3 protein-coding genes are annotated in these 13,620 nt (G+C 72.7%); 1 reads left to right on the forward strand and 2 read right to left on the reverse strand.

Going from position 1 to position 13,620, the window contains the following annotated elements:
- Window positions 1-18: 18 nt before the first annotated feature.
- Together MET2598_RS0119500 and MET2598_RS0119505 are read right to left on the reverse strand one after the other, a co-directional pair.
- Window positions 19-5,487: a choice-of-anchor I family protein gene (locus tag MET2598_RS0119500; RefSeq protein ID WP_018262031.1), complete on the reverse strand. Its 5,469-nt coding sequence runs from the start codon at window positions 5,485-5,487 to the stop codon at window positions 19-21.
- Window positions 5,488-6,004: 517 nt separating this feature from the next.
- Complete coding sequence (locus MET2598_RS0119505; protein ID WP_018262032.1) at window positions 6,005-12,322, reverse strand: LamG-like jellyroll fold domain-containing protein; 6,318 nt, start codon at window positions 12,320-12,322, stop codon at window positions 6,005-6,007.
- 348 nt (window positions 12,323-12,670) lie between these two features.
- Between MET2598_RS0119505 and MET2598_RS0119510 the strand changes: the two genes are divergently transcribed.
- Window positions 12,671-13,555 (forward strand): LysR family transcriptional regulator, encoded by an 885-nt coding sequence (locus MET2598_RS0119510; protein ID WP_012331599.1) that lies wholly within the window; start codon window positions 12,671-12,673, stop codon window positions 13,553-13,555.
- Window positions 13,556-13,620: the final 65 nt, after the last annotated feature.

Consider the following 13,620-nt stretch of genomic DNA (forward strand, 5'->3'; position numbering starts at 1 on the left):
CGTCCCGGGCCGTCGGGATCAGGCGAAGGTGAAGTTCTCGGCCGAGAGGCTCGAGGCCTGCACGTTCTGGAGCGTCAGCGTGTTGCCGGCCGAGGCGGTGATCACCGCGTCCGCCCCCACCTGCTGCGTCGCCGCCTGCACGGCCGCGAAGGAGCCGAACAGGCCGGGGCCGAACGCGATCACGTCCCGCTCCGCCCCGCCCGTCACGAAGTCGCGCACCACGTCCCGCCCCTCGCCGCTCGCGTACTGGACCGTGTCCGGACCGGCCCCGCCGAACAGCACGTCGTCGCCCGCCCCGCCGCTCAGCGTGTCGGATCCCGCCTCGCCCACGAGCCAGTCGGCCCCGTCGCCGCCGCGCAGCCCGTCATTGCCCGCGCCGCCCACCAGCACGTCGTTCCCGGCCTCGCCGTCGAGCCAGTCATTGCCCTCGCCGCCGCGCAGCACGTCGTCGCCCTCGCCGCCGACCAGCGCGTCGTCCCCGGCCTGGCCCTCGAGCCAATCCGCGCCGGCGCCGCCGAACAGCGAGTCGTTCCCCTCGCCGCCGATCAGCAGGTCGTCGCCACCCTCGCCGGCGAGCCAGTCGTTCCCGACGCCGCCGAACAGCGAGTCGCTCCCCTCGCCGCCGACCAGCGCGTCGTCCCCGGCCTCGCCGGCGAGCCAGTCGGCCCCGTCGCCGCCGAACAGCGAGTCGGTGCCCTCGCCGCCGACCAGGACGTCGTCCCCGGCCTCGCCGACCAGCCAGTCATTCCCGGCCCCGCCGAACAGCGAGTCGCTCCCCTCGCCGCCGACCAGCGCGTCGTCCCCGGCCTGACCGGCCATCCAGTCCGCGCCCTCGTTGCCGAACAGGGTGTCGGCCCCGTCGCCGCCGTCGAGCGTGTCGGCGCCGGCGCCGCCGTAGAGCTGGTCCTTCCCGGCCCCGCCCCAGAGCCCGTCCGCGCCGTCATTGCCGCACAGGAGGTCGGCGCCGTCGCCGCCGTCGAGGGAATCGTCCCCGTCGCCGCCGATGAGCTGGTCGTCGTCCTGCTCGCCGAGCAGCACGTCGTGGCCCGCATCCCCGGTGAGGACGTCGTTGCCCAGCCCGCCGTAGAGGCTGTCGCGGCCCTCGCCGCCGGAGAGCTGGTCGTCGCCCTCATCGCCGAACACGTAATCGTCGCCGGCCTCGCCGCTCACGCTGTCATTCCCGGCGCCGCCCGACGCGAAGTCGTTGCCCTCGCCGGCGCCCACGACGTCGTCGCCCTGCTCGCCGAAGACGAGGTCGCTGCCGGCCGAGCCGAAGACCCGGTCGGCGCCGGCGCCGCCGGAGACGCGGTCGTTGTCCTCGCCGCCGTCGACGACGTCGTCGCCCTCGTCGCCGAAGACGAGGTCGTCGCCGGCCTCGCCGCTCACGCTGTCGTTCCCGGACCGACCCGACGCGAAGTCGTTGCCTGCCCCGCCCAGGATCGTGTCCTCGCCCGCCCCGCCGGTCAGCGTGTCACCCGCCGCGGTGCCGGTGAGCAGGCGTCCCACGACCGGGATGGCCAAGCGCGCCAGCAGCGGGTCGTGATCGCTGGTCTGGTCGAAGAAGTCCGCGTTGATGTGCACGGGCTCGAACTGCACACCGGCCGCGAGCGCGTCCGTCACCAGCACGTGGTCGAGGGTCTCGGAATTGCCCTCGAAGACGTAGTCGTAGCGCTGGCCCTCCGGCAGCGTGTCCTGCAGGTCGGAGAGCACGGCGGTGCCGCCGCGGGTGAAGGTGACGCCGGTTCCGGCCCGCGTGTAGCCGGCGAGCGTCGCCTCGCCCTTCAGCACGCTGAGCGGCTCCTCGAAGCCGAAATCGTTGAGGTCGCCCGCCACCAGGACCCGCGCCCGCGGGCTGGCGGCCAGGATCCCGTCCACGAAGCTGTTGACCGCCTGGGCCTGGGCGGCCCGCGCCAGCTGACCCGCGTCGAAGGGCGGCTGCTCGGAGCCGAACAGCGCGCCGCTGCCGCCCTTCGAGGTGAAGTGGTTGCTCACCACCGTGACGGTCTCGTCGTTGAAGACGAAATCCGCGGCGAGCGGCAGCCGCGACGCGTAGAAGGGATTGTCGGGGTTGGTCTGCTGGTCGGCGGAAGGGCCCGCGGTGATCGAGCTGCCATCGGGCGCGATGCTGCGCACCGCGTTCGGTGCGAGGCTCACCCGGTCGGTCCGGTACAGGAAGGCCGTGCGGATGTTGCCGCCCGGCTCGCCGCCGTTGGTGTCGTCGCCGATATACGGGTTGTCGATGAAGGCGTAGTCCGGCCCGCCCGCCGCCCGGATCGCCTCGACGACGAGCCGGAGCGTGCGCCCCGCCGAGGTGACGGTCGAGGCGGTGTTGCCCGGCCCGTCATCGTCCTGCACCTCCTGCAGGGCGATCACGTCGGGCGTGTTGAGCCTGCCCAGCACCTCGGAGGCGATGGCGGCGAAGCGGGCCGCCCCGTCCGTCGGGTCGAGATTCTCGGCATTGTAGCTCGCCACCAGCAGGTGATCCGCGTCGCCCGCCAGCCTGCCGCCGGTCTTCACCCGCGGGCTCGGCGCCGTCACGGTGACGGGGCTCGTCGCCACGACCTCGTAACTGCCGAAGCTGTAAGTCACGATGCCGGTGACGTCGCCGAGCCGCGCCCCCGTATTCACCTTCGGCAGGGTGACGCCGAGACCGGGATCGAGGCGGATCCGCTCGGGGTTGAAGTCGCCGCCCCGGCTGTTGGCCGCGCCGAGGACCGACTCGCCGCCGCGGATCAGCAGGTTGCCGTCCGGGTTGAGGCCGGTGGCGCCCGCGCCCCCGTCCGCCACCGCGAAGATCTCGCCGAAGGCGTTGGTCGGGCCGGTGGCGAGGGGGGCCGCCACGGTGGCGCGCATGCCCTCCAGGCTCTCCCAGAAGGCGCTGCCCGCCGCGAGGTCCTCGGTCGGCGGCGCGAGCCCGCCCGGGCCGCCGATCCGCACGGCCTCCGGCAGGGCGTTGCCGCTGGAGCGGACCGTCACCGTGACCGAGCCGGCGATCTCGGTGACCGGGAGCGCGCCGCGCGCCGCCCGCGCGGGGACGAATTCCCGGACCTCGCCGCTGACCTCGACGGCGTCGCCGACCGCCGCAGGCGGCTGGCCGCCCGTGAAGACGAAGATCCCGTCCGAGGTGGCGGCGTCGCCGTCGCCGGTCGGATCCTGCAGGTAGAAGCCGTTGCCGGCGACCGCGGTGACGATGCCCGAGGTGGTGACCGTCCGGCCGGCCAGCGGCGAGGCGTCGCCGCTGGCCTGGATCCGGGAGATCGCGGTCTGCGGCGGGGCGAGCTGGTAGACGGTCGTGGTGTTGCCGACCTCGTTGGCGGTCACGAGCAGGGCCTGACCGGTCGGGCTGTCGGCGGCCGCGATGAAGGTCAGCACTTCGGGCCCCGCGTCCGTGCGGCCCGCGGCGGGCGGCTGGTAGGCCACGAAGGCCGCCTCGGCCGGCACCGTGACGTCGTAGACCATCACGCCCCCGACCCGCTCCAGCCCCACGAAGGCGTAGGTGCGGCCCGCGACCGTGCCGATCGTCACGCCCTCGGGCTCCGGACCCTTGTCGTCCGAGCGGTCGTCGACCTGCCCGTTGCCCTGGTTCTGGTTGAAGAGGGCGGGGAAGTCCCGCGCGATGATCTTCTCGAATTCGCCGCCGGTCTCGCGGACCTTGGTGATGGTGCCGTCCGCCTCCTGGCGGAAGATCGAGAGGCCGCGCCCGCCGAACGTGTAGATCCGGTCGAGGTCGCCGTCCCCGTCGGTATCGCCGTCGATGGTCGAGACGTTGAGGCGGCCGAGTTCGGACTTCTGCTTCAGGGTCGCGGTATCGGGAAAGGCGGTCGGGTCGAGGCTGCGCGTCGCGAGGCGCGCCACGTCGCTGTCGTCGCTGCGCGCGTCGCCCTCGTTGGCGGTGACGACGTAGACCCGGCCGTCCGGCGCCGTGAAGGTCGCGATCGCGTCCGGCATCGGCAGGCCGAACACGGGCTCGCTGCGGATGCGGATCGCGGCCGGGGTCGGCGCGCCGTCGTCGGAGGCGTCGAGTTCGTTGCCGGGCAGGGACCGGTCGATGGCGCCGAGCGGCTTCAGGGCCTTCAGCACCGGCGCGGCGCCGGCGATGTCGAAGACCGCGACGGTGTTGGCCTCCTGAAGGGTGACGTAGGCGGTGGTGCCGCTGATCGCCGTGTATTCGGGCTCGATATCCGCGACGGCGCCCGCGCCCGGGGGCAGGCGCATTCCCGCGGCGCGCAGGGCCGCCTCCTGGCCGGCGAGGCTGGCGAAATCGTAGGTCGCCACGGAGGCGCCGGCGAGGCCGGCCGAGAGGTCGACGAGCGAGACCGAGCCGCTCGGATTGACCGCCGTGCCGGCGACCGTCGCCCGCTCGCCCTCATTGGCGACCACGAGCTTCGTGCCGTCCTGATTGAAGCTGAGCTGGTCGGGCTGGTTGCCGACCGTGAGCGGCGCGCGCAGGGCGGCGAGGCTGCGCGCGTCGAAGAACGCGACGGCGCCGTTCTGGCGCGGATCGGCGTTCTGGTAGCCGACCGCCACGACGCCGTTCCTCACCGCGACGGTGTTGGCCGTGCCGAAGCCGGGCAGGTCGCCGAGCGCGATGCTGCCGGTGCGGGTGAGCGCCCCGTCCGCGCCGATCCGCGTCACGTCGATCCGCCCGTCGCGGGCGTTGAGCGTGAAGAGCTGCGCGGTCGCGGGATCGAAGGAGACGACCTCCGCGCCGCCCTCGACGCCGTTGGTGCCGGAGGCCTCGATCGCGCCGAGCCGGGTCACGACCTGGCTGCCGGTCCCGACCGGGGCGTCGGCGGCGCCCGCCAGCGAGGGAGCCGGGTCCAGGAGCGTCGGCGCCGCCGGCACCGGGCCCGCGGCTTGGCTCGTCACCGCGATATCGTCGACCCCGACCCACTCGTCGCTGCCGGCGGCGTTCGCCGTGATGATGCGGACCTGGAGCCCGGCCTGGCCGTCGGCGGCCGCCGGCAGCACCGCCCGCACGCGGATATCCGGGCCGGAACTGCCCGGCCCCGCGGTGGCATCCGCCACGAAGGCGGCCGGCACGTTGGTCCAGGCGCCCGCCGGTCCGATCCGGTACTGCAGCGCCACCGCCTGGACGGCGTTGTCCGCCCCGTCCTCCAGGTCCCGCAGGCGGTAGGACACGGTCACGTCGCGGCGGCCGGTCGCGTCGAGGAACAGGACGAGGTTCGGGGCGTCCGCGGCGCCCGAGCCCTGCAGCGCGACCGCCGGGTCGGCGAGGGCGAATTCGGCGACGCCGCCGGCGGTGAGGCCGTTCGGGTTGGTCCGGTTGGCGTTGACGTCGGCCGTGACGGCGCCGTCGCCCGTGAGCGCCTGCGGGTCGGCCCCGACCACGCTCGTGATGTCGTCGCCGCGATAGCCCACGATGCTCGGCACCCCGGACCAGTCGTCGTCGGCGGTGATCAGGCCGGGATCGTTCCAGGTCTGTGCGAAGTCGCCGTTGGCGAGCACGTGCGGGACCGCGGTCATCAGTCGCTCCGGGAGGCGTGGCGCGAACGGGCCGGCCCCCGCTGTCGCGCGGGCGTGTCGTTGCCGGGCCGCCGCGGCGGGAGCGATAGCGTCGCTCTGCGACAGCGCGATGAAGAACGCGTCCCCCGCGGTCCAAACCGATCTCGGCGAGCCACAACCCGCCGGTCACCGGAAAGCAGATCCGCCAACGCCGGTGAGGCACATCTGCGGAGATCGACGCCGAATTCTTCCGGTCATTGCCCCATCCTCCGACGGGGAAACGTTTCGCGCGGCGATTGCGCCGGGCGCGGCGCGACATCGGACCGCCGACGAGGGCACGCCCGAGACCGACGCGGTCCGGCAATCGGCCCCGGGGCCGATTGCCGGACCTTGCGCGGCGCAGCGGGCGCCGCCTCGTCCCAACGGTCGGGTGTCATGACCGTTGGGTGCGTTCTCGCAGTTTCGCCGAGCCATCGGCTCGCGCCGACGATGCGAGAGGGTCGACGGCCCGGGGCGTCGGCGTCCCGGGCCGTCGGGATCAGGCGAAGGTGAAGTTCTCGGCCGAGAGGCTCGAGGCCTGCACGTTCTGGAGCGTCAGCGTGTTGCCGGCCGAGGCGGTGATCACCGCGTCCGCCCCCACCTGCTGCGTCGCCGCCTGCACGGCCGCGAAGGAGCCGAACAGGCCGGGGCCGAACGCGATCACGTCCCGCTCCGCCCCGCCCGTCACGAAGTCGCGCACCACGTCCCGCCCCTCGCCGCTCGCGTACTGGACCGTGTCCGGACCGGCCCCGCCGAACAGCACGTCGTCGCCCGCCCCGCCGCTCAGCGTGTCGGATCCCGCCTCGCCCACGAGCCAGTCGGCCCCGTCGCCGCCGCGCAGCCCGTCATTGCCCGCGCCGCCCACCAGCACGTCGTTCCCGGCCTCGCCGTCGAGCCAGTCATTGCCCTCGCCGCCGCGCAGCACGTCGTCGCCCTCGCCGCCGACCAGCGCGTCGTCCCCGGCCTGGCCCTCGAGCCAATCCGCGCCGGCGCCGCCGAACAGCGAGTCGTTCCCCTCGCCGCCGATCAGCAGGTCGTCGCCACCCTCGCCGGCGAGCCAGTCGTTCCCGACGCCGCCGAACAGCGAGTCGCTCCCCTCGCCGCCGACCAGCGCGTCGTCCCCGGCCTCGCCGGCGAGCCAGTCGGCCCCGTCGCCGCCGAACAGCGAGTCGGTGCCCTCGCCGCCGACCAGGACGTCGTCCCCGGCCTCGCCGACCAGCCAGTCATTCCCGGCCCCGCCGAACAGCGAGTCGCTCCCCTCGCCGCCGACCAGCGCGTCGTCCCCGGCCTGACCGGCCATCCAGTCCGCGCCCTCGTTGCCGAACAGGGTGTCGGCCCCGTCGCCGCCGTCGAGCGTGTCGGCGCCGGCGCCGCCGTAGAGCTGGTCCTTCCCGGCCCCGCCCCAGAGCCCGTCCGCGCCGTCATTGCCGCACAGGAGGTCGGCGCCGTCGCCGCCGTCGAGGGAATCGTCCCCGTCGCCGCCGATGAGCTGGTCGTCGCCCTGCTCGCCCGCCAGCACGTCGTTGCCCGCCAGCCCGCTCAGGGTGTCATTGCCGCCGCCGCCCATGATCGAGTCCGCCCCGGCGCCGCCCGTGAGCGCGTCGTCGCCGGCGCCGCCGACCAGGGTCTTGCCGACCGGAGCCTCGCCGGTGCCCAGGGCGACCGCGCGGACGTTGTCGTAGGTGACGCCGCCCCCGCCGTGCCAGTTGTAGAGCGCGAAGGTGCCCTTCTCGGTGTCGTGGATCGCCACCGGCTGCGTGAAGAGGGCAGTGCCGTCGAGCCAGACCTGCAGCTTGCCGTCGACGATGTCGGCGCGCAGGTGGTTCGGGCCGGCCGCGTCGTAGCGGATCGGTCCCTGCCACAGGGTCTGCTCGATGCCGTTCTTCAGGCTGAACAGCTGCGCCAGACCGGTCGTGTCGTCGAGTTCGATCTTGTAGTAGTTCTTGTCGTCCTGGTAGTGCAGGAGCAGGCCGACCCCGCCGCGCGCAGCGGTGAAATCGGTCTCGACGCTGTAATCCTTCCACTCCGAGGCGCCCGGGCCGTCGTAGACGGCGTAGGTGCCCTTGCGCAGGGCGTGCACCCCGTCGCCGAGCGGACTCCAGTTGAGCTTCCACTGCGCGCTCGGCGCCGTGTCGCCGCTGCCGCCGAGTTCGCGGCTGTAGCGGTCGGACGCCTGCCGGAGGACGCCGTCGGAGACCGACCACGCCGCCGCCTTGCCGATCTCGCCCTCGTCCACGAAGCGGAAGTTCCGCGCGCCGGCGGAGAAATCCTCGTCGAGGAGGAGATCCCGGGCCGCGACCACCTCGACCCGGACCGTGTCGCTCGTCCGCCCGGACGGGCCGTCGAGGTCGAGGCGCAGGAGATGCGCGCCGGTCCCCAGGGCGAGGCGGGCGTCGAGGTCGCTCGCCAGGACCTTGCCGTTCTCGCTCCACTGCGCGCGGGCGCCGTCCGCGACCCCGAAGCTGGTGCGGCCCGACAGGTCGACGGCGGCGACGGCGTCGCCGTCCCGGTCGATGACGCGCTGGGCCTTGCCGGCATCCGCGACGAGCACGCCCTTCTCGACGAAGACGTCGTCGAAGACCACCCCGCGCTGCCCCTCCGTGAAGAGGCCGACGGTGCCGCCGGCGAGCGGCGCGCTCGCATCCGCGACCGCGCCGCCGAACAGCGCCTCGCCGTCCAGGGTGGCGAGCAGCTTCCCGCCCTCGACGGCCAGTGCGACCCGGAAGGGCCGGTCGTAGGGGCTCGGACCGCTCTCGCGGGCGAGCACCGTCTCCACCCCGGCGCTTCGCTTGACCAGGAGGCGCTGGTTCTTCGCGTTGTCGAAGGTCACCGCGTAGTAGGTGTTGGGGTCCTTGCAGTAGGCGACGAGGCCGAGCGCCTTGTCGTCCTCGGCCTTCAGGGTGGCCGAGACCGTGTAGCCCGACCAATCCTGGCTGCCCTCCCCGGTCCAGGTCATGATCCCGGAGGCGTCTTTGGAGGCCCGCAGCGCGCCCTCGGGAGGAGCGATGCCGGGGACGGATTGGCGGCGCGAGGCGACCGAGCCGGCAACCTGCCAGCGCTCGCTCGGCGCCGCCCAGCCCTCGGCTTTCCCGTCGTTGAAATCCTCCTGCAGCAGGGTCCGGGCGTCGACAACCGCGACGGTCGCCTGGTCCAGGCTGGTCGTGCCGTTCGCCCCGGTGGCGCGCAGGGTCAGGCGGTGCACGCCGGCACCGAGCTCGACATTCGCCACCGCCCCGGCGGCGATCACCTCGCCATCCGCGTTCAGCCAGTCGCTGCGCGCGATCTGGTGCTGCGGATCGGTCGACCCGCTCCCGTCGAGGCGGACGCTCGCCCGCGTCGCCGGGCCGGCCGAGACGGTCTGGTCGGCCCCCGCATGGGCGACGAACTGCACCTTCGGCGCGCTCAGATCGGTATTCGCGAGGGTCTCCTGCTGCTCGCGGAACGCTCCCGTGAGCTGCGGGCCGCCCGCATTGCTGGCGATCGTCTGCGACATGCTGCCGTGACCGATCGTCGGCGCGAAGGTGCCGTCCGTGAAGTCGAACTGCACCGCGTTCACGCCGGCGAGCGGCGCGCGCAGCGGGCCCGCGGCGCTCGGGCCGCCGAGCGCCGCCACCTCGTCGCCGCTCAGCGCCTTCTCGATGAAGGCGAAGGAGGAGAGCGAGGCCGCGATCGTCTCGCTGCTGTCGTCGGCGAAGATCAGGAAGCCGGAGGCGCCGATGTCGTAGGGCGAGCCGACGGTCTGGGTGGCCTGCAGCACGCCGTCGACGTATTTGCCCATCGTGTAGCCGGCACCCGCCCGCTCCACCGTGATCGCGAGGCGGGTCCACTTGTCGAGGGGCACGCGGCCCTCGTCATGGCCGCCCGTGCCGATCAGCGCGTACCCGTCGCGGAAGTTGAGCCAGAGGTCCCCGTCCGTGAGGTTGTCGAGATCGCCCTGGAACAGCGAGGACAGGTGGCCCTCGGCCGGCAGCTTGAGATCGTAGATCAGCGTGTAGGCGCCGAAGGTGCTGCCGCCGTCGGAGGGCGCGAAGCCCGGCGTGACCTTGAGGCCGTTGAGGGGATTGAAGCGCGGCACGGCGATGACGCCGCTCGGCCCGTCCCCGACAATGTCCCGGCCGAAGGTCACGGGCTGGATCGCGCCGCCGCCCGGGGCGGGCGCGCCGCCCTTGCCGTCGCGCGAGGGCTCGGGATCACCCCGCGAGCCGGTGAGATACTCGTCGAAGGCCGACAGGTAGGTCTCGGTGTCGACCCGGTTGTTGTCCGGATCGATGGTGATCAGGCGGAGCGCGCCATTGCCGCCGTTGCCGCCCCGGGCCGGGTTGCCGTTCCCGGTGATCTCCGTCGAGACGCCGTCCTGATAGTTCACGAGCATCTGGTAGACGGGCTGCCCGGCGTCATTGTAGCTGACGATGGTCTCGGCGCCGTCGCCGAACACGTGGCCCGAGAACACGAAGCTGATGTTGGTGTGCTTGGACACCAGCTTCTGCCACATGTCCTCGCCGTTGTTGGGGTTCTCGGGACTCTTGCCGGTACCGTAATCCTTGCCGGTGCCCTCGCCGAAGAGCGGGCCGGACAGGTTGTCGGCGCGGGTTCCCATGTTCGTGTAGTGATGGGTCGTCAGGATCGCCCGGTAATCCGGGTGCGCGTCCAGCACCTCGCCGGCCCAGCGCAGGACGTCGTCGCGCGGGCCGAATTCGAGCGACAGCGCGATCCACTTGGTGCCGTCGGCGCCCTCGAACGTGTACCACGCGTTCTGGGTTTCGCCGGGCTCCTGATCGTAGACGCCGCCCAGCGTCGAGTTCTGACGCATGTAATCGATCGAGAAATACTGCGACTGCAGCGACTTGTAGTCCTTCGCGTTACCGGTCAGGTCGTGGTTGCCGGGCTGCGTCGAGTACGGGACGACGCCGTTGAGCCGCGCCATCGCCTCCTTGGCGACCGTCCACTGATCCGCCCTGTTGTCGTTGGTGATGTCGCCGGTCTGCGTCACGAAGCGGATGTTCAGCGCCTTGGCGTTGTCCGCCACCCACTGCGTCATCCCGTCGAAAGTCTTCCGGCGCTCGCCCGGATAGGCGTAGTCCTGGGTGTCCGGGACCGCCACGATCGTGTAGGCGCGCGGGCCGGCGACCCGGACGCGGAAATCATCCGTGTAGACCTTCCCCTCGGCATCGGCCGCCTGCACGTGCACGTCGGAGAAGCCGAGCGCCCCGACGTCGAGCAGGAGCTTGCGGCCGTCGAGGCGGCTGGCCAGCACCTTGCCGTCCGAACTCGTCGCCTTGAAGTCGCGCAGGCCGGAGGCGGTGAAGTACTGGTCGAGATCGACGGTCAGAGTGCCGGCATCCGGCGTGACCATCATGTCCTTGATCGCGCGGAGCTGGACGGGCTTCGGCGCGGTCGGGCCGGTCGGGGCCGGCGCGACGGCCGGGAGGCCCGCGGCGCCGGTGGTCTCGACCACGAGGTCGGCGTTCTCGGCCTCGATCACCCCCTTGCCGAGGGTCGCGGCCAGGGGCGACTGCGCGGCGAAGCGGAACTCGCTGCCGTTGGCGCCCGTGAAGGTCTGCTCGAGGGACGGCGGCACGATCCCGGCCGCGCTCGGGCCGCCGAGCGCCTTGACCTGCGCGTCGCTCAGGGGCGCCTCGATGAAGGCCACGTTGCTGACATGGACCCGCGAGGACTCGCCGTCCTCGTCGGAGAAGATCAGCACGCCCGCCGCCTTGTCGAACGCGTAGCGGGCCGCGTCCGACACGGTCTGGACGCCGACCTGTTCGCCGTTGATGTACTTGCTGATCACCACCTCGTTGTTGCGGGTCTCGACCGTGAAGGCGATCCGGTTCCAGGCGTCGAGCTTGGCCGAACCCGCGTAGTCGCCGCCGATGCCGATGCCGTAATGATCACCCGAGACCTTGCCGAACAGGTCCGCGTCGTTGCCGTTGGCCGGATCGGTCTGAAGGAAGGGGATCCAGCCGCTGGTCGCGTCGGCGGCCGCCACGTAGACGTCGAAGGCGATGCTGTAGGAAGTGGCGGTCCCGCTGCCGCCCGGCTTCAGGTGCAGCTTCTGGCTCCGCGCGCCGGCCGGGACCGTCATGATCCAATCCGGCGGCGGGGCGGGCGGGATGCCGGCCTGGTCGGCGGTCACGACCGGCGCCGACAGGTTGCGGGACGTCAGGGTCACGTCCCCGAATTCCGGCGCCAGGGAATTCTCGGCGAAGCGGAACTCGCTGCCGTTCGCGGCCCGGACCGCGGTCCGCAGCGCGCCGGAGAAGACGCCCTCGCGGTTGGCCCCGCCGAGCCCGGCGATCTCGGCCGGGGTCAGCGCCTTCTCCGCATAGGCGAAATTCGACAGGTAGGCCGGCGAGGTCTCGCCGTCCTCGTCCGAGAAGATCAGGAATCCCTTGGCCTTGTCGATCGTGTAGCGGTCCGCCTCGTCCGACTTCTGGCTGCCGACCCACTCGCCGTTGACGTACTTGTTGAGGGTGACCTTCCCGTCCACGATCTCGACCGTGAAGGCGACGCGGTTCCAGGCGTCGAGCTTGGCCTCTCCCTTGTAATCGCTGGCAATGCCGACGCCGTAGCTGCCGTCGGCGATCTTGCCGAACAGGTCCGCGTCGCCGGCATTGTCGGGGTCGGTCTGGAGGAACGGGAGCCAGCCGCCGGCGGTCGCGGCCGGGACGTAGACGTCGTAGACGAGCGAGTAGGCCGTCGCCTTGCCGCTGCCGCCCGGCGTCACCAGGAGGCCCTGGTCCCGGTCGGCCTTCGGGATGCGGAGCATCCAGTCGGTGGTCTGGTCCGCGTCGTTCGCAGGATTGGTCGTCGCCATGGTCGCGCCTCGCCGCAAGGTCATCGGGGCTCAGGCCCCGCCTGACGCAGCGGCTAGCAAGCGAAGCCGAACCGGCCTGTGACAATCCCGCAAGAAATCGAACGTCGTTCCATCCCGGTTCTCGATGCGGGCCATCGCCCGGGATGATGGATGGCGCGGATCAGCTTGCGTCATCAGCGTGTTGCAGTTCACATCCTAGCACGGCGCGCGAGGATCCGGCTCCGTCCCGGGGGGCGGCCGCGGGTCGGGCGCCGCGGGAGCCCGGCCGGCGGCAGGGCCGCGGCTGCGCGGCAGCGCCCGGCGGCGTCGGCGCGGATCCGGCGTCACGCGACGGAACGGGCGGCAGCCATGTCGATCAGCAAGTTGCGAGCCTTCCACCTGGTCGCCATGGCGGGGGGCTTCACCCAGGCGGCGCGGCAGGCCTCCGTCAGCCAGTCCAGCCTGTCCGGGCAGGTCCGCGACCTCGAGGCCGCCTCGGGGGTCCACCTCTTCGACCGCAAGCCGCGGGGGGCCGAGCTCAGCGAGAAGGGGCGCGGGCTCTTCGCCATCACGACGCGCCTGTTCGAGGCGGAGGCCGAGGCGCAGCGCTTCCTGCGCCGGGCGCCGCCGGACGGCGAGGCCGGCCACCTGCGGGTGGCCGGGGACGGGCCGGTCCTGCCGCTCGGCATCCTGCGGACGCTGCAGCAGCAACGCCCGCGGCTGACCTTCTCGCTGGTGATCGACAATTCCGACCGCGTGATCGAGCAGGTGCAGAACTTCCGGGCCGATGTCGGCGTCACCGCGAGCCGGCCCGACACCGACCAGATCCACGCCACCTACCTGATGTCGATGCGGGTCGGCCTCTGCGTGGCGCGCGGCCACCGGCTCGCCGGGCGGCGCGTGGCGATGCGCGACCTCGCCGGCCTCGCCCTCGTCCTGCGCGAGCGCGGATCCCGCACCCGCGCGGTGCTCGAGGCCAACCTCGCCGAGCACGGCGTCGTCCCCGGGCCGATCCTGGAGATCTCGACCCGGGACGGGGTCCGCGAGGCGGTGGCGGGCGGGCTGGGCTGCGGGGTGGTCGCCGACCGGGAATTCGGGCACGATTCGCGCCTCGCCTACGTGCCGATCACCGACGCCCGCCTCGCCATCGACGAGTACGCGATCGCGCCGGCCGAGCGGCGCAACCAGCCCCTCGTCCGCGCCTTCCTCGACGGGGCGCAGCGCTGGAGCCGCGCCCTGCCCGAGATGGGCTGATCCGGGATCCGCTTTGATCAAGCGGATCCCGGATCACGCGCCTGCGCGGCGCCTGAGCGAGGACG

This window comes from Methylobacterium sp. WSM2598, assembly GCF_000379105.1.
Lineage (GTDB): Bacteria > Pseudomonadota > Alphaproteobacteria > Rhizobiales > Beijerinckiaceae > Methylobacterium.